This is a genomic window from Burkholderia arboris (assembly GCF_902499125.1).
GTDB classification, from domain to species: domain Bacteria; phylum Pseudomonadota; class Gammaproteobacteria; order Burkholderiales; family Burkholderiaceae; genus Burkholderia; species Burkholderia arboris.
This window is the reverse complement of sequence record NZ_CABVPX010000009.1, coordinates 237,735-254,303: the sequence shown is the minus strand read 5'-3', so window position 1 is coordinate 254,303 and position 16,569 is coordinate 237,735. Positions and strand designations below refer to the sequence as shown.

21 protein-coding genes are annotated in these 16,569 nt (G+C 66.7%); 9 read left to right on the top strand and 12 right to left on the bottom strand.

Annotated features, from left to right (window positions below):
* The 5 genes from BLA15945_RS14085 to BLA15945_RS14065 form a co-directional block, all read right to left on the bottom strand.
* On the bottom strand, positions 1–692 hold a 692-nt coding region (locus BLA15945_RS14085; protein WP_174992673.1), incomplete at its 3' end, for an ABC transporter ATP-binding protein.
* 37 nt (positions 693–729) lie between these two features.
* Positions 730–909, bottom strand: coding sequence for a hypothetical protein (locus BLA15945_RS14080; protein WP_174992672.1), 180 nt, complete (start codon positions 907–909; stop codon positions 730–732).
* 254 nt (positions 910–1,163) lie between these two features.
* Entirely contained in the window at positions 1,164–1,631 is a 468-nt protein-coding gene (locus tag BLA15945_RS14075) for a nucleoside deaminase (RefSeq protein WP_174992671.1), read from the bottom strand.
* Between the two features lie 106 nt (positions 1,632–1,737).
* Complete coding sequence (gene cynS / locus BLA15945_RS14070) at positions 1,738–2,208, bottom strand: cyanase (RefSeq protein ID WP_059237807.1); 471 nt, start codon at positions 2,206–2,208, stop codon at positions 1,738–1,740.
* 36 nt (positions 2,209–2,244) lie between these two features.
* A complete protein-coding gene (locus tag BLA15945_RS14065; protein ID WP_174992670.1) occupies positions 2,245–2,904 on the bottom strand; it encodes a carbonic anhydrase in 660 nt (219 codons plus the stop codon).
* Between the two features lie 113 nt (positions 2,905–3,017).
* Here BLA15945_RS14065 and cynR point away from each other — a divergent pair, with 113 nt between their 5' ends.
* Positions 3,018–3,947, top strand: coding sequence for a transcriptional regulator CynR (cynR, locus tag BLA15945_RS14060; RefSeq protein ID WP_174992669.1), 930 nt, complete (start codon positions 3,018–3,020; stop codon positions 3,945–3,947).
* Positions 3,948–3,989: 42 nt separating this feature from the next.
* On the opposite strand, the gene BLA15945_RS14055 is transcribed toward cynR, so the two are convergent.
* Positions 3,990–4,193, bottom strand: a complete 204-nt coding sequence (locus tag BLA15945_RS14055; RefSeq protein WP_059237810.1) for a hypothetical protein — start codon at positions 4,191–4,193, stop codon at positions 3,990–3,992.
* Positions 4,194–4,227: 34 nt separating this feature from the next.
* Positions 4,228–5,547, bottom strand: coding sequence for a DUF3422 family protein (locus BLA15945_RS14050; RefSeq protein ID WP_174992668.1), 1,320 nt, complete (start codon positions 5,545–5,547; stop codon positions 4,228–4,230).
* Positions 5,548–5,708: 161 nt separating this feature from the next.
* Here BLA15945_RS14050 and BLA15945_RS14045 point away from each other — a divergent pair, with 161 nt between their 5' ends.
* On the top strand, positions 5,709–6,584 hold the full coding sequence (locus BLA15945_RS14045; protein ID WP_059237812.1) for a LysR family transcriptional regulator: 876 nt from the start codon (positions 5,709–5,711) through the stop codon (positions 6,582–6,584).
* Here BLA15945_RS14045 and BLA15945_RS14040 read toward each other — a convergent pair whose 3' ends face one another.
* The 3 genes from BLA15945_RS14040 to BLA15945_RS14030 form a co-directional block, all read right to left on the bottom strand.
* Entirely contained in the window at positions 6,585–7,145 is a 561-nt protein-coding gene (locus BLA15945_RS14040; protein WP_174992667.1) for a hypothetical protein, read from the bottom strand.
* 142 nt (positions 7,146–7,287) lie between these two features.
* Positions 7,288–7,638 carry a hypothetical protein gene (locus BLA15945_RS14035; RefSeq protein ID WP_059237814.1) on the bottom strand — a complete coding sequence of 117 codons (351 nt, stop codon included), beginning with the start codon at positions 7,636–7,638 and terminating at the stop codon, positions 7,288–7,290.
* 196 nt (positions 7,639–7,834) lie between these two features.
* Entirely contained in the window at positions 7,835–8,752 is a 918-nt protein-coding gene (locus tag BLA15945_RS14030) for a LysR family transcriptional regulator (protein ID WP_044848054.1), read from the bottom strand.
* 326 nt (positions 8,753–9,078) lie between these two features.
* On the opposite strand from BLA15945_RS14030, the gene fae reads away from it, so the two are divergent.
* The 4 genes from fae to BLA15945_RS14010 all read left to right on the top strand — a co-directional run bounded on the left by fae (position 9,079) and on the right by BLA15945_RS14010 (position 13,660).
* Positions 9,079–9,603 (top strand): formaldehyde-activating enzyme, encoded by a 525-nt coding sequence (gene fae, locus BLA15945_RS14025; RefSeq protein ID WP_031397394.1) that lies wholly within the window; start codon positions 9,079–9,081, stop codon positions 9,601–9,603.
* Positions 9,604–9,644: 41 nt separating this feature from the next.
* A complete protein-coding gene (locus BLA15945_RS14020; RefSeq protein WP_059237815.1) occupies positions 9,645–10,667 on the top strand; it encodes an aldo/keto reductase in 1,023 nt (340 codons plus the stop codon).
* A gap of 38 nt (positions 10,668–10,705) precedes the next feature.
* Complete coding sequence (locus BLA15945_RS14015; protein ID WP_174992666.1) at positions 10,706–12,157, top strand: NAD-dependent succinate-semialdehyde dehydrogenase; 1,452 nt, start codon at positions 10,706–10,708, stop codon at positions 12,155–12,157.
* Positions 12,158–12,325: 168 nt separating this feature from the next.
* Complete coding sequence (locus BLA15945_RS14010; protein WP_226196186.1) at positions 12,326–13,660, top strand: MFS transporter; 1,335 nt, start codon at positions 12,326–12,328, stop codon at positions 13,658–13,660.
* 157 nt (positions 13,661–13,817) lie between these two features.
* Here the strand turns inward: BLA15945_RS14010 and BLA15945_RS14005 are convergent, their stop codons facing one another.
* Both BLA15945_RS14005 and BLA15945_RS14000 read right to left on the bottom strand, forming a co-directional pair.
* Positions 13,818–14,111, bottom strand: a complete 294-nt coding sequence (locus BLA15945_RS14005; protein WP_407045101.1) for a type II toxin-antitoxin system RelE/ParE family toxin — start codon at positions 14,109–14,111, stop codon at positions 13,818–13,820.
* Positions 14,112–14,113: 2 nt separating this feature from the next.
* Positions 14,114–14,371: a type II toxin-antitoxin system ParD family antitoxin gene (locus tag BLA15945_RS14000; protein ID WP_059237817.1), complete on the bottom strand. Its 258-nt coding sequence runs from the start codon at positions 14,369–14,371 to the stop codon at positions 14,114–14,116.
* Positions 14,372–14,598: 227 nt separating this feature from the next.
* Here BLA15945_RS14000 and BLA15945_RS13995 point away from each other — a divergent pair, with 227 nt between their 5' ends.
* The 3 genes from BLA15945_RS13995 to BLA15945_RS13985 all read left to right on the top strand — a co-directional run bounded on the left by BLA15945_RS13995 (position 14,599) and on the right by BLA15945_RS13985 (position 16,500).
* On the top strand, positions 14,599–15,318 hold the full coding sequence (locus tag BLA15945_RS13995) for a hypothetical protein (RefSeq protein WP_174992665.1): 720 nt from the start codon (positions 14,599–14,601) through the stop codon (positions 15,316–15,318).
* Between the two features lie 106 nt (positions 15,319–15,424).
* A complete protein-coding gene (locus BLA15945_RS13990) occupies positions 15,425–16,150 on the top strand; it encodes a hypothetical protein (protein ID WP_174992664.1) in 726 nt (241 codons plus the stop codon).
* Positions 16,147–16,500: a hypothetical protein gene (locus BLA15945_RS13985; protein WP_174992663.1), complete on the top strand. Its 354-nt coding sequence runs from the start codon at positions 16,147–16,149 to the stop codon at positions 16,498–16,500. The genes BLA15945_RS13990 and BLA15945_RS13985 overlap by 4 nt, the downstream gene beginning before the upstream one ends.
* Positions 16,501–16,569: the final 69 nt, after the last annotated feature.

Genomic DNA, 16,569 nt, shown 5'->3' with positions numbered 1-16,569 from the left:
CTCATCACCGCGAGGCGGCTGGCCATCGTCATCGCCTCTTCCTGGTCGTGCGTGACCATCACGCAGGTCACGTCGACCTTCTCGATGATGTTCACGAGTTCGAGCTGGGTCTTCTGGCGGATCTTCTTGTCGAGCGCGGACATCGGCTCGTCGAGCAGCAGCAGCTTCGGGCGCTTGACCAGCGAGCGGGCTAGCGCAACGCGCTGCTGCTGGCCGCCGGACAGCTGATGCGGCTTGCGCTGCGCGTACTTGCTCATCTGCACGAGCGCGAGCGCATCGGCCACGCGCTCCTTGATCTCATGCTTCGGCGTGCCTTCCTGCTTCAGGCCGAACGCGACGTTCGATTCGACCGTCATGTGCGGGAACAGCGCGTACGACTGGAACATCATGTTCACCGGGCGGCGGTACGGCGGCAGCGACGCGAGGTCCTCGCCGTCGACGAAGATCTTGCCGGAGGTGGCCGTTTCCAGCCCGGCGAGCATGCGCAGCAGTGTGGACTTGCCGCAGCCGGAGCTGCCGAGCAGCGCGAACAGTTCGTTCTTCGCGATCGTCAGGTTCACGTTGTCGACGGCCGTGCTGTCGCCGAATTTCTTCACGACGTTTTCGATGCGCACGAAGGCGTCGTTCGGCTTGAGCGGATCGATCGTCGCTCGAAGCGCTGCATCAGGTGTACTGAATGAATCCCGTTTCATGATGGTCCGTGTTGGGCAGGTAAGCGAATCTCGGGCGTCAGGCGCGACCGGTCGGACGCGCGCGCGGTGTCGGTGGAGCGGAATCGAACGACTCCCTGTCCGGAACGAATGGCGCAACGAAACAGGGCTGGGGGAAAGGCACGGCGATCGGCAGCCATTCGCGTCGGCCGGCATCGGCCGGCGCGCTGGCTGTCATGAACATTTCATTGGTTTTCATCGGGCTTTCCGCACGTTTCTGTCGTCTCCAGGGCGAATTTTTAAACGTGTCAAAAACCTTTTGGATCGCGGATTTCCGTTCCGGACATTGAACGGGATCGATGTTTGGGGAGGCGGGAAAACGGGGCGCGACACGGCGCCCGTGCAGCGGCGCGGGCACCCGGCAGATCGGGCGCCGCCGGGCGAAACGCAGGGTGGGGAAAACGAGCAGCCGGGGCGGCTGCCACGCGCGGCCGGTGCGCCGCGCGGGTGACGTCACTTCGCGTTCAGTTCCTGCCAGCGCCGGTACACGTCGATCGCACCGCTGTGCTTTTGCTGCACCATCGGCAACCGGCGTGCCTCGATCGGCTTCGCATATTCGGCATAGAACGTGTCGAGCTCGAAGTACTTGCGGTCGTCGCGGTAGAACGGCGCGTAATCCTCGCGCGTCGTGATGTAGATCACGCGCTTCGGGCTGCAGTAGTACAGCGAGCCGAGGCACATCGGGCACGGGCTCGCGAGGATGTAGATCTCGCAGTCGGTCAGGTGCTCGGTGCCGAGCTTGCGGCACGCGTCGCGCACCGCGAGGATCTCGGCGTGCGCGGTCGGGTCGCGGGTCTGCGCGACGAGGTTCGGGCTCTCCGCGACGATCTCGCCGTCGCGGACGATCACCGTCGCGAACGGGCGGCCGCCCTCTTCCACGTTCTTCATCGCGAGATCGATCGTGCGTTTCACAAAATCCATGGCGGTGGCCTCGTTGCAACGGAATCGCGGGAACGCGCGCCGGCCGGCAGCCGGCGCACGTCGGGCGGAACCTGTACGGCGCTGCTGCCGCGGCGCCGTGCGGGCGTCAGAACGGCTTGGTCGGCAGGTACTTGCCGTCGAGCGTGATCACCGCGCGCGAACCGCCCTCGGGATCGTCGACCTTCTTCACGTCGAGCCGGAAATTGATCGCGCTGATGATGCCGTCGCCGAACTTCTCGTGGACGAGCGCCTTCAGCGTCGTGCCGTACACCTGCAGCATTTCGTAGAAGCGGTAGATCGTCGGATCGGTCGGCACGCGATCGTCGATGCTGCCGCGCAGCGGGATCGTCTGCAGCAGCAGGACCGCATCGTCGTCGAGGCCGAGCTTGCCGGCGACGACGCGCGCCGCATCGGCCGGCAGCGCATGCTGGCCGAGCAGCGCGGCGGTAACGAACGCTTCGCTCAGGCCCGTGCCTTCGGTGAGCTGCGCGAACGACAGGTTCTTGCGCGCCTTCGCGAGGACGACGGTTTCCGCAAGCGCGTGGCGGGCAGTCTGGCTGTGCTGGGACTGGATCATGGCAATTCCTCGTGGTGGAGTGGGAGCAATTCGGATTCAGGCCGCGACGGCGAGCGTCGCGGGAGTCGCGCGGATACCAGGGTGCTCCGCGAGGGACACGAACCGGCCGGTCGCGCCGTCATAGGCGTCGATACAGCCCGATTCGATGTCGTAGACCCAGCCGTGCAGCGCGAGACGCCCTTCTTCGAGCGCGAGCCGCACGGCAGGGTGCGTCTTCAGGTTGGCGAGTTGCGCGACGACGTTCTCGCGCACCATCGAGTCGATCCGCTCGCGTTCGCTGCGGTGCGTGCGCGCCTCGTTCACGACGCGCGCCGAATCGGCGTAGCGCAGCCAGTGGCCGACGGCCGGCATGTGGTCCATGCACTGGCACGTCGCGATCGCGGTCATCGCGCCGCAGTCGGAATGGCCGCAGATCACGACATCGGTCACGCGTAGCGCGGCGACCGCATATTCGACGGACGCCGACACGCCGCCCGGCTCGGGGCCGTACGACGGCACGATGTTGCCGGCGTTGCGGATCACGAACAGGTCGCCCGGTTCGCGCTGCGTGACGAGTTCCGGCACGAGCCGGCTGTCCGAGCACGAGATGAACAGCGCACGCGGGTGCTGGCTGCGGGCGAGATCGCGGAACAGTGCGGCGCGTTCCGGATAGGCGTCGCGCTGGAACTTCAGGAAGCCTTCGATGATGTCCTTCATCGCGTGTTCTCCGGGTCGGGTGGAATCGATGAAGGGCAGGTTACGCCGGACTTCCAATAACGTAAAAGACTGATTTATGATCCACCCGATAAGCACGACTTATAGGAACCGCCATGCTGCTGCGCCATATCCACTACTTCCTGGCCGTCGCCGAACATCGCAGCTTCACGCGTGCGGCCACCGCGCTGCATGTGTCGCAGCCCGCGCTGTCGCAGCAGATCCGGCAGCTCGAGGAGACGCTCGGCGCGCAACTGTTCGACCGCACCGGGCGCGTCACGCGGCTGACGGACGCCGGCGACGTGTATTTCCGCTATGCGCGGCAGGCGCTGCACGATCTCGCGGAAGGCCGGCGCGCCATTCACGACGTGCAGGATCTGAGCCGCGGCTCGCTGCGGATCGCGGTCACGCCGACTTTCACGAGCTATCTCGTCGGGCCGCTCGTCGACGCGTTTTACGGGCGTTATCCGGACGTGACGCTGTCGGTACGCGAGATGTCGCAGGAGCGTATCGAGACGCTGCTCGTCGACGACGAGCTCGATGTCGGCATCGCATTCGAGGACGTGCAGTCGGCGGATATCGAAGTGGAGACGTTGCTGGTCGAAACGCTCGCGCTCGTCGTGAACCGTCGGCACGCGCTCGCGGGAAAGCGCAAGGCCGGCCTGCGCGCGCTGCACGATGCGCCGCTCGTGCTGCTCACGGCCGAGTTCGCGACACGCACGCAGATCGATCGCTATTTCCGCGAGCACGACGTGCAGCCGCGCGTGCTGATGGAAGCGAATTCGCTGGGTGCGGTGATCGAGATCGTGCGCCGCACGAACCTCGCGACGCTGCTGCCCGCGACGATCGCGACGGGGCACGACGATCTCGTCGCCGTCGCGCTCGATCCGGCCGTCCTGAAGCGCACGGCCGTGCTGCTGCAGCGCAAGGGCGCGTACCGCAGCGCGGCCGCGCGCGCGTTCGTCGAGCTGGCGCTGGCACTGGGAAAGGGAAAGGAAAAACCGGAAGGCGATTCACGCCCGGCGAGCCGGAAGGCAGCCGGGTAATGCACGCCGCGGCGCCGGATCGAACCGGCGCGGCAAACCGCGTCAGTTGTAGCCGAGAATCGCCACCGCCGCGACGTCCGGCCGATCGAGCGTATTCCCGACGAGCGACGTCATCGGTTCCTGCAGCACGGCCTGATACGACGTCACGCGCGCCGCTTCCGGCACGCCGGCATCGTCCGATGCCGGTTCGTCGAACGCGGCATCGAAACCGCTATGAAACCCTGCTTGATTCTGCGAAAAAGTCATCTCCACTCCTTTACCTGATCATGTTTTAGATGTTCTAACCGACCTGCTTCAACGCTGCCGCATGCACTGTCGTGCCGTCGTGCGCCGCCTCCGATCGCGCCAGCTGCGCACGCGTTCGCCGCGTGATGTGAATCACCGCGAACACGACCGGTGCGATCAACAGGCCTTCCGCCAGTTCGGGGTCGACCGGCAGGTTCATCACGTGCAGCGCCTTGAACGCTGCCGTGGCAAGCGACAGCACGTAGTACGAAATGGCGGCCACCGACAGCCCCTCGACCGCATGTTGCAGATGCAGCTGGTTACGCGCGGTGCGCTCCATGCCAGCCAGCAGGCGTGTCACGTCCTTTTCCTGCGCGAGGTTCACGCGCGTGCGCAGCAGGTCGACCGCCCGCGCGATCCGTGCGGCGATCTGTTCGTGGCGCGCCCATACGCTGCGACAGGTTTCCATCGCCGGCGCGAAGCGCCGCTCCATGAATTCGGCGATCGTCGGCATCCCTTCGATGCGTTCCTCGCGCAACTCGTGGATGCGCGCCAGCACGAGCTTTTCGTACGCACGCGACGCACTGAAGCGCGCGCCCGATCCCGACAGCGATTCGACCCGTACCGCGAGATGCGTGAGCTTGACGAGCAGCGCCGTGTCGTCGCCGTCGGCACCGCTCGCGTCCATCCGCTGCATCAATGCGTGCAGCGCCGCGTGGATCTCGTCGAGCTCGCGGCTCATCCGGCGTGCGACGGGCAACGCCAGCAGCGCCATCATCCGGTACGTTTCTATTTCATACAGGCGCTGCAGCAGGCGGCCGCCCTGCTCCTCGCGGAAATCCTCGTCGACGACGAGAAAGCGCATGAAGCCGTCGTCGCGCACATGCCAGTCGCAGAACACCTTGCCGCCGCCGAGCACGCTGCTGCCGACGAGCGCGGGCCCGTCGATCCAGCGGCGCAGGTCGCCGCAGACGAGCCGCGCGGCGTCGCCCGTCAGCAGTTCCATGCGCACCGCGACGAAACGGATGCCGGCGAGCCGCGCGAACCACGCGGCCGGAATGCCTTCGATCGCGAGATCGTCGAAATAGCCGGTGTCGCGACGCGGCGCGACGAACGTGAAGGTCGAGAATTCGGTGTGGCGCTCCCACTTCAGGTGCCAGCCGCTCGGCGACTGCACCGCGTAGTGCGTCGCGCCGTCGTGCGGCGCGGCAATGCCGGTATCGCGGCACAGCGCGTGCAGCAGCGTTTCGTGGATGTCGGGCTGGCCGTCCGCGTAGATCGCGTAATGCGTGAGCGACACGGCTTCGGCGAGCCGCAGGAACGGCCGGGCATGCAATTCCGCGGCCAGGGCGGCGCGCAACGGATGGTCCATCATCGATACACCACGCTTCCTTGTTCAGTCCTGCACGCCGGCTCGGCCGGCCCGTTCGCCGCGCCACCCTCGGGGGAAACGCCAGCGTGATCGCACTATGGCAGACACACAGCAACAATAAAAACGCATAATGCTGATCGTTACGTTCAGTTTTCCTGATACCGATGAAGATGCTCGATCACGACGTACTGACCACCGTCGTCGCCGTCGCGGAGACCGGCAACATGACGCGCGCCGCCGAGGCCGTGAACCGCTCGCAGTCGGCCGTGAGCATGCAGATCAAGAGCCTGGAAGACGCGATCGGCCGGCCCTTGTTCGTGCGCAAGCCGCGCAGCATCGTGCTGACGCGCGAGGGCGAGGTGCTGCTGGGATTCGCCAGACGAATGCTGGCGCTGCGCGACGAGGCATGGGCGGCCGTGGTACGGCCGGAAGTGACCGGCAAGGTCGTGATCGGCGTGCCGGACGACTATGCGTCGTCGCTGCTGCCTTCCGTCCTGAAGAAGTTTTCGGCGACCTACCCGAAGGTCGAGATCCAGGTGATCGGGCTGCCGAGTAGCGCGCTCGCGCCGTTGATCAAGGACGGCACCGTCGATCTCGTGTGCGGCACGCGCATCAAGGGGCTGACCGGCGATTTCATCCGCCACGAGCCGATGGCGTGGGCCGCGATGACGAACGGGCCGCGCGTCTGGGAAGAACGGCCGCTGCCGATCGCGGTGTTCATGCCGGGCAGCGTCGCGCGCGAGAATGCGATCCGCAGCCTCGAGCGCGCCAAGGTGCCATACCGCACCTCATATGAAAGCCCGAGCCTGCTCGGGCTGCTGAGCATGGTCGAGGCCGGCCTTGCGGTCGCGCCGCTCGCGCGCTGCGCGATTCCCGCGCAACTGTCGATGCTGGGCCGCTCGCACGGGTTGCCCGACCTGCCGCCGCTCGAACTGATCCTCGCACGCAGCACGAAATCGAAGCGGCCGCCGTGCGACTTTCTCGCGGAACAGCTGATGGAAGACCTGCAGCGGCAGACCGGGCAGGCCGGCGACGCATAGTCAGCGCGTCGCGCCGAACCCGGCCGCGCCCAGCGCCGCGTTGACGTGCGCGGCAACCGCATCGACGAGTGCCTCGAGCGTATCGGCGCGCAAGTGCCGACATTCCGGCACCACGTGTTCGGTACGTTGCCAGCCCCATTGCGCGCCCGACGCGACCGACAGCGTCGCGCCGAACCGGTGGCCGTGGCGGCGGCCGAAGATGCTCACGCGCCGCTCGGCCACATATGCCTGCTCGGGCAGGCAGAGCCGGATCTCGACCGCCACCTGGCCGGGATCGTTGACGCGTGCGGCCGGGCTGACCGCCGCCCCGAACACCTTGCCGATCCGCCAGGCCACGCAGGTCTCCCAGGCCTCTAGCGGCCCGCCGATCGCGTCGACCCGCTCGGTGTCGGCCGACCACTGATGCCCGTCGGGCACGACGATCGCCTGATGCAGCAGCACTTCGGCCACGCGCACCGTCGTCACGAGCTGACGCGCGAGTTGCTGGCCCGACGGCAGCGACGCCGTCCGTACGCGACGGCTTGCCGGCCGCGCGACCTGCACTGCTTCCATGAGGTCCATGACCCCTCCGTATTCAGGATCGGCGCCGCGCACGCGGTGTCGCGCGCCTGTCCGCCGCCTGCGGGCGGATAGCGCGGCAACCCGGCGGTCGGGCAGCGGATCGGATAAGCCATCGAGGAACGGGCAACAACCGCTCCCCGCTTCACCGTGCCTTCGGCCCGACGCGCAACCAGCGCGCGACCGGCCCGATCACCGCATCGGCCTGCTGCGCGATCAGCATGTGCAGCGTGAAATCCAGGTCTTCCGGCGCGATGTCGAAGTGCACGTGGATCACGTCGCGCACGGCACGCGCGCTGACGACATACACGCCGAGCGGGGAATGCAGCAGCGCCGCGAGCCGCGCGTGCGCGTGTTCGCCGGAATCGGCCGTCAAGGTGACGGGCAACTGCAGGCGCGGGCGCGGCGGCGGGAACGGAATGACGTTGTTGCGTGCGCCGGCGCGCAACTGGCGGCCGGCGGCATTGAAGGCGGGAACGGGATGAATGAAGGTCATGGAGCGGACGGAGACCGTCTCGGCTGTTCGACACATCCCCAGCTTAGAAGAGACCGCATAAACATCGTGCAAAAAAACGGGCCGCCGGTGCAAAAAACGGCACGGGGATACGACACGCCACCGTGCGGCCGTCATGTGCGCGCCGCGGCCGCGCGCCACGGTCCGCGTCAGCCTCGCCCGCGCGTCGGTCGCCGCACTACGCGAACGCTTCGAGCGACGCGCGCCGCCGCTCGTCGACCATCGATTCGATCAGCGACACCAGATCGTCGGTCAGCGGATCGCAGATGCCCGGCGAGCGATGCAGTTCGAGATCGGCCGCCGGCAGCGGCGGCAGCCCGTCCGTCTCGTCGAGCACGCGCCAGTTCTCGGGCAGCGTGCAGCGGTCGATCATCGTCACGGCCGCGCCGTGGTTCACCGCGATCTTGATGCCGGTCGGGCTCTGGCTCGTATAGACGACGTGATACGGCCGCTCGGCCGTCGCGAGCGCCTGCAGCCCGCGCTGCCGGTAGCAGCACGTCTCCGGAAACAGCGCGAGCGGCACCGACGCCTGCGGGCCGAGCGCGAAATCCCGGTGCGCGGCCCACACGACCTCGTGACGGCCGAGCAGCCGTCCGCCCGCGTTCGGCCCGTGGCGCACGACGAGCGCGACGTCGAGCTCGCCGGCCTGCAGCCGTTCGAGCAGTTCGAGCGACGTGCGGCAATGCACGTGAAAGCGCGCGCCCGGCCGCATCGCATAGAACGACTTCAACAGATCGGGCAGCCACAGCTCCGCATAGTCCTCGGGCAGCCCGAAGCGCACGACGCCGCGATCGCTGCTCGCCTGCTTCAGCGCGAGGATCGCGTCGTTCTGCACCTGGATGATGCGGCGCGCATGGATCAGGAAATTCTCGCCGTCGCGTGACAGTTCGAGCCGCCGGCTGTTGCGCATGAACAGGTGCGTGTCGAGCCGCTCCTCGAGCGTGCGGATGCGCAGGCTGATCGTCGATTGCGTGCGATGCAGTTGCCGGGCCGCCGCGGTGAAGCCGCCGCTCTCGACCACGGCGACGAATGCGCGGATCAGTTCCGGATCGAGCGAACTGAGCTTCGACCAATCGGGCCTTTGAATGGCAGCCATCGGAATTACTCGCTTTCGAAAAAAGAAGGGAAGACGAAAGATAGGGCTCGGAGTACGCCGATTGTTGTCCGGATGCGCCCGGCCCTCCAACCCCTGCCCGGGTATGACAAACCCGGAGCCGGTTCGCGAATGCCCGCCCGCCGAGCCCGCCCCGCCCGCCGTCACGACACCGGCCGAGGCCCGCCCGGCGGGCGTCCGCGTGCCGGCCTCAGGGCATTCCCGGAGACGACGAAAACTCATAGCCCGATCAGAAAACATCGATTCACCGGCCGCGCCGCGGCCCACCACAATCGCCTCACACCCAACCTCATCGACGAGACACCGCAATGACCGCATCTCAACCCAGGCAGCTTTACATCGGCGAAGGCTTCGAAGGCCCCGGCGTCAACCTCGCGCACATCAACGTGCTGGTCGGCCCGCGCAACGGCCCGGCGGGCCAGGCGTTCGCCACGGCCCTCGCGACGCCGTCGGCCGGCCATGCGCCGTTCGTCGTGATCGCGCAGCCGGGCGTGCCGACCAAGCCGCTCACGCTGTACGTCAACAAGGCGCAGATCGCCGGCGATTTCCACGGCAACGCCACGTGGGGCGCGTCGCAGGCCGGCATCGCGAAGGCCGTGGCCGAAGCGCTCGAGAACGGCACGCTGCCGCCCGAAGCGGAGAACGACTGGGTCGTCGTGTCGGCGAACTGGGTGAACCCGCAGACCGACGATCTCGATGCCGTGTTCGAGAACAACTATCGTGCGTGCCGCAACGCGATCGTCGCCGCGATGGAAGGGCTGCCGCATCGCGACGCGGTATTCGCCGCCGCGCGCGACGTGTCGAACCCGTTCTATACCCCGAAGAAAAACTGACGACGACAAGCGGCCGACACAAGGCCGCACCTGGAGGAAACATGGAATACGTCCGCCTCGGCCAGTCCGGCCTGAAGGTGTCCCGCCTGTGTCTCGGCACGATGAACATGGGCACCCCCGAATGGAAGCCCTGGATCTTCGACGAAGCGCAGAGCGAGCCGATCGTGCGCCGTGCGCTCGACGCCGGCGTCAACTTCATCGATCTCGCGGATTTCTATTCGACGGGCGTCGGCGAGGAAGTGGTCGGCCGCATCCTGAAGCGCAATGCGCGCCGCGAGGAGCTCGTCGTGACGACCAAGGTCGGCTACGACATGGGCAGCTATCCGAACGCGGGCGGCCATTCGCGCAAGCACGTGCTCGACGGAATCGACGCTTCGCTGAAGCGGCTCGGGATGGATTACGTCGACATCTTCATGCTGCACTTCTTCGACGTGAACACGCCCGTCGAGGAAACGATGAGCGCGCTGCACGACATCGTGCGCGCGGGCAAGGCGCGCTATATCGGCGTATCGACGATGTATACGTGGCAGTTCGCGAAGATCATGCAGGCCTGCGAACGAAACGGCTGGGACAAGCCGATCAACATGCAGCTGCAGTTGAACCTCGCGTATCGCGAGGAAGAGCGCGAGATGGTGCCGTACTGCATCGACCAGGGCGTCGGCGTGTCGGTGTTCAGCCCGCTCGCGCGCGGCCTGCTGACCTGCGAGCCGCAATCGACGCGTAACCAGACCGACTTCTTCACCGCGCAGATGTACGGCGATGCTTCATCGCTTGCGATCGCGGAATCGGTCGCGAAGGTCGCGAAGCGCCGCGGCGTACCGCCCGCGCAGATCGCGCAGGCGTGGGTGCTGAGCCGCCCCGGCATCGCGAGCATGCTGGTCGGCGCGGATTCCGTCGCGCAGTTCGACAGCGCGCTCGGCGCGCTCGAAACGCAACTCGCCGAAGAAGAACTGCACGAGCTGGAACGCAACTACACGCCGTGCGACCTGATCAACGACTACACCGCCGGCAAGCGCATCGCGCGCGCGTCGCGTCCGGCGCAGGGCAGTTTCGCGACGGACTGATGGGCCAAGGCTCCGAGGCACTGAAGGAACAACACACAATGAACGAATTTCTGAGGACCGGCCATTACATCGGCGGCGAATGGCACGAATCGCATGGCGCGAGCGATGCGACCTATCCGGTGCTGAACCCCGCGACCGGCGAGACGATCGCGAAAGTCGCGAAAGGCGGCGCCGACGACACACAGCGCGCCATCGACGCGGCCGCGCACGCGTTTCCCGCGTGGCGCGCACTGACCGCGAAGGAGCGCGGCGCACGTGTGAAGCGCTGGGGCGAGCTGATGCTCGAACACCGCGACGCGCTCGCCGAACTGCTGACGCGCGAGCAAGGCAAGCCGCTCGCGGAAGCGCGCGGCGAAGTCGCGTACGCGGCGAGCTTTCTCGAATGGTTCGCGGAAGAAGCGAAGCGCATGTACGGCGACGTGATCCCGAGCCCGAAGCCGGATGCGCAGATCGTCGTCACGCGCGAGCCGGTCGGCGTCGTCGCCGCGATCACGCCGTGGAATTTCCCGCTCGCGATGATCACGCGCAAGGCCGGCCCCGCGCTCGCGGCCGGCTGCACGATGGTGCTGAAGCCGTCCGAGGAAACGCCGCTGTCGGCGTTCGCGCTCGCGGTGCTCGCCGAGCGCGCGGGCGTGCCGGCCGGCGTGTTCAACGTGGTGTCGGGCGACGCGGTCGCGATCGGCGAGACGCTGACGAGTTCGTCCGTCGTGCGCAAGCTGTCGTTCACGGGCTCGACGCGCGTCGGCAAGCTGCTCGCGAAGCAGTCGGCCGACACGCTGAAGAAGCTGTCGCTCGAACTCGGCGGCAACGCGCCGTTCATCGTGTTCGACGATGCCGATCTCGATGCGGCGGTCACGGGCGCGATCGCGTCGAAGTTTCGCAACACGGGCCAGACCTGCGTGTGCGTGAACCGCTTTCTCGTGCAGGACGGCGTGTACGACGCGTTCACGCGCAAGCTGGCGGACGCCGTGCGCACGCTGCGCGTCGGCAATGCGCTCGTCGACGAAGTCGACCAGGGGCCGCTGATCAACGAGGCGGCGCTCGGCAAGGTCGAGCGGCACGTGGCCGATGCGACCGCGAAGGGCGCGCACGCGCTCACCGGCGGCAAGCGTCATGGGCTCGGCGGCACGTTCTACGAGCCGACCGTGCTGACCGGCATGACGGCCGACATGCTGATCGCCGAAGAGGAAACCTTCGGCCCCGTCGCCGGCTGCTTCCGCTTCACGACCGAGGAAGAGGCCGTCGCCGCGGCCAACGACACGCCATTCGGGCTGTCCGCGTACTTCTACACGCGCGACCTCGGCCGCGCGTGGCGCGTGTCGGGTGCGCTGGAGAGCGGCATGGTCGGCGTCAACGACGGGATCATCTCGACCGAGGTCGCACCGTTCGGCGGCGTCAAGCAATCGGGGCTCGGCCGAGAAGGCTCGAAGTACGGCCTCGACGAATACGTGGAACTCAAGTACACGCTGATGGCCGGCCTCGGCCGCTGACCGCTCCCCGCGGTCGACCCGCGCCGCGTGCCGCCCGGGCGCGCGGCCGCACCACGCCTTGCACGACGCTCGCGGCGGCGCGCCGCCTGCGCGCGCCATTGCGCGCCAGATAACAATCCAGGAGGCAGCTTGACCCAAGCCAACGTTCAATCCGGCACCGCGCGCGCGTTGCCGCTGTCGCGCGGCGCCGATGCGCCGCACCGCCCCGTCGCGCTCGACGACGTGCCGCTCAACCGTTTCCACGTGAAGATCGCCGGCCTCACGTTCGGCGCGCATTTCACCGAAGGCTACACGCTCGGTACGATCGGCTACGCGCTGGCCGCGCTCGGCAGGCAGATGCCGATCGACGCGTTCTGGATGGGGATGATCGGCAGCTCGGCGCTGATCGGCATCTTCTTCGGCAGCCTCGTGTTCGGCTGGCTGTCGGACCGGATGGGCCGGCAGAAGATCTTCCTGACGAGCTTCGTGATCATCACGGCGGCCGCGTTCGCGCAGTGCTTCGTCACGTCGCCGCTCGAACTGTGCGCGCTGCGCGTGCTGATCGGCTTCGGGATGGGCGGCGACTTCACCGTCGGCCATGCGATCCTCGCCGAATTCTCGCCGCGCAAGCATCGCGGCGCGCTGCTCGGCTCGTTCAGCGTGATCTGGACGATCGGCTATGTCGCCGCGAACGTGCTCGGCCTCGCGTACGGCGACGCCGCGCCCGACGCATGGCGCTGGCTGCTCGCGTCAGCTGCGCTGCCTGCGCTGATCGTGCTGGTGCTGCGGATCGGCACGCCCGAATCGCCGCGCTGGCTGCTCGGCAAGGGCCGCGTGCAGGAAGCGCGCGCGATCGTCGCGAAGCATTTCGGGCCGCACGTGATGCTCGACGGTTCGGCCGAACCGCATGCGAATGCCGGTTTCGCGCGACTGTTCCAGCGTGACCTGGTCCGCCGCACGCTTTTCAACTGCGCGTTCTTCGTGTGCCTCGTGATTCCGTATTTCGCGATCTACACGTTCCTGCCGACGATCCTGAAGACGATCGGCCTCGCCGAAGGGTTCGGTGCAGACCTGCTGCTGAACGCGTTTCTCGTGCTGGGCGCGCTGATCGGCATCTGGCTGACGATCCGGCTGTCGCGACGCGGCTTCCTGATCGGCTCGTTCGCGGTGACGTGCGCGTCGCTCGTCGCGCTCGCGGTGCTGCCGTCGTCGGCGGCCCTCGCGATGATCGTCGCGTTCGCAATCTTCACGCTGACGATGTCGGCGTTCAGCAACCTCGTCGGCGTGTTCCCGCCCGAGTGCTTCCCGACCGAAGTGCGCGCGAGCGGCGTGGGCCTCGCGATCGCGTGCAGCCGGCTCGGATCGGCGATCGGCACGTTCCTGCTGCCGGCCGGCATCGCGACGCTCGGCTTTCACGCGACGATGTTCGCGCTCGCGGGCGTGTTGCTGGCGGGGATGATCGTGTCGATCGCGTGGGCGCCGGAGACGAAGCATCTAACGCTGGAGGAGGCGTCGGGGCATTGACGATGGAGGCGGGTTGCGTGCCCGCCTGCTTCATCGCGCCTGAGGCTTTCGCATCGGCACGCCGCTGATGTGCCGCGGCGATGCCGAACGCGATGCGGTCGAACCCGGTCGTGGCCGGGTTCGTTCATTCCGGACACGATGAGATGCGCGCGTCCGCTCAGAACAGAATCGACGCGTAGTCCCGCGCGCCGTGCAGGACGTGAAGAATGTCGATCCGCGTCGGCAGATCGCCGACGACCCGGTAGAAGATCTGGTAGTTGCCGTACACTCGGTGCCGCACGCCGTCACGCTCGAGGCGCGGCACCAGCGGAAACGCCAGCGGCATCGCGGCCAGGCCCAGACACTTGTCGCGGATTTCCCGCACGAACGTCACGGCGCGTTGCGGGTTGTCGCGTGCGATGTCATCGGCGATTGCTTCGAGTTCGGCAATCGCAAAATCGGACAGGCGCACGGTCAGGCCTGACGATCCGCCTGATCCCGATACTTCGCCTCGAGACGATCGAAGACTTCCGCCGCCTCGGCGCTGCGCCCTGCTTCCGCATCGGCCACGCTGCGCGCGATCACCGCGTCCAGCGCATTCAGTTGCGCCTCGCGATCCTGGATCAGGCGCACGCCTTCGCGCAGCACTTCGCTCTTGGAACCGTAGCGCCCCGATTCGACCAGCTTCGCGACGTAAGCCTCCAGTTGCTGGCCCAGTTCCGCACTGATCATGTCGACCTCCCGACCGGATTGCATTCGATCTGCCAAGCGTATCCCGGCTATCAACTATTATCAAGAAGACGATCTCCAGACGGACCGGCGCGAATGCTTTCACGGCCGATCGGGTGGATGGACGGAACGGGACGCGCTACGAACAGGCTGCGACGGCGCCGGTATTCATCCGGGTTTCGCCTTTACTCGTGTAGCCTTGCCGGATCCTCACCATGCGGATACCGATCATGATTGAAGGCATCGTCACGCCACAACCTGGCCTGAAGGTCTACCCGCCGGACACCGACGTCTTTGCCGAGCCCCATGCCGCACTCGCGCGCCATCTGCATCCGCTCGTGTCGATCGACCTGTCGACGGTCAATCCGTCGTGGCAGGGCTGGATCCACCTGCTCAGCCCCGTCGAACCTTATGACGGGCTCGTCGGGCAGGACACGGCCGCGTACCACAACGACTATCTCCGCGCGAACTGGATCGGGTTCCGGCTCGACGAAAACAACCGCTACACGCTGCTCGGCGACCCGCGCTACTTCTATCTGGAAAACCCGCCCGGCACACATGACGCAGGCTATCGCGCGGAACTGGAGGCGCATTACGCCGAACAACAGGCCAGCATCGAAGCGACGCGCAAGCTGTTCGCCGAATACGGCGTGCTCTACTCGTCCAACCAGTACGCGCCGGACGAGCGCGATTTCAGCCAGGAAAAACCGTGCAACCTCATCGACCAGCTTGGCGGATCGGTGGGCTGGGGCAACTGGTCGGGCACCTCGGATTTTCCGGTCGACGACAGCGATCCGGACAACATCCGGCCGATCGGCCCCGACGGTGCGCGCTTTCGCTTCGTCGCCGGCGTAACCGGATGGGAATATCGCGCGATGGGGGCGGACTGGATTCTCCTGTTTTACGAGCCGGTGAGCCGTGTGGCGCTGTTGACGTTCGACTGGTCGTAAGGCGGGCGGAACGGCGGGCGTTCCGTCTCGCGATTGGCCGTTCGGCTGACTCGGCCCGCAGGATTCGCGGCGATATGCTGGGGTTTTCCGCTTTTCGACCGCCACCATGCCCGCTCAGCATGTCGACCTCAGCCATGTCCTGCCGTACGAGACGACGTACTTCGACGATCGGCTCACGATCGATCGAAACGACCTGGATATCTCCGCGTTGCTGGGTGTGGAGGGTCACGTTCCCGACGCGTTGCTGGTTTCGTTGTGCGGAGCGCCCACCGGATCGGCGATTCAAGCCTATCTCGACAGCAGAGGCTGGTTGACGCTCTCGGTCACGAACACCACCTGGATCCGATCCGAAAACCGTGTATCGGTGCGTCGAGAATCGGACACATCCCTACTCGAACTCAAGACGATCGATCTCGTCGACAACGCAATCGCGGGACTCGGCGCGGCGATGCTGTGGCGCATCGTCAGGGCATCTGATACGTTGGGCATCAGCCGAATCATTGCATTCGCAGCGGGGGGCCGGAAGGGCGCGCCCAAACCGGGCGGGCGCCGGCTACTCGGATACTACGCATGGCCACGGTTCGGTTTCGACGCGCCCATTCCCGACAAGTGCAGCGATGAAGCGGCGTTGTTCCAGTATTTCCAGGGGCACCCGGTCGGTCTTGCCGACGGATCGCTCCGGTCGCTGCGTGCGCTCTATGCCACACGATTCGGGCGAGATTTCTGGCGTGTGGCGGGATCACATCGCTGGATGTCATTCGACGTCGCACCGCACGGCACATCTGTGCGGGCGTTGCAAAGATATCTGATCGAAAAGGGGATTTACGAATGAACGCAAAGCACACGCCGATTGCCGGATTCCGGATCGCGCGCGCCACGGCAAAGCGGGGCCGGCAGGCGAACCGGCATCGCCTCGCTCTCGTCTCCGAAGCCAGGCAACTCCTCGATACGCTCGTCGCAAACGAACTCCATCGAAGCCTGGCGCGCGTCATGCGCCAGTCCGCCGTCGAGCATGACACACGGCCGGCCGACATGCCGGCATCCCCGCCGCGACGCGCCGTCTTCAACGTCGGGCGTATCGATCTCTCCAAGTGCCAGTTGCCGGTCGAATCGCTCGCCGAAATCGAAGCCAGCGGCCGCCGGGAGACACTCATGCACTTCGGACACGACCCCGACGCGTAGCCGGCAACGACGGGGAAAAGCCGTCTGGCTCGGCTCGACAACGACCGTACACGTCTCCCGTCGGTAACG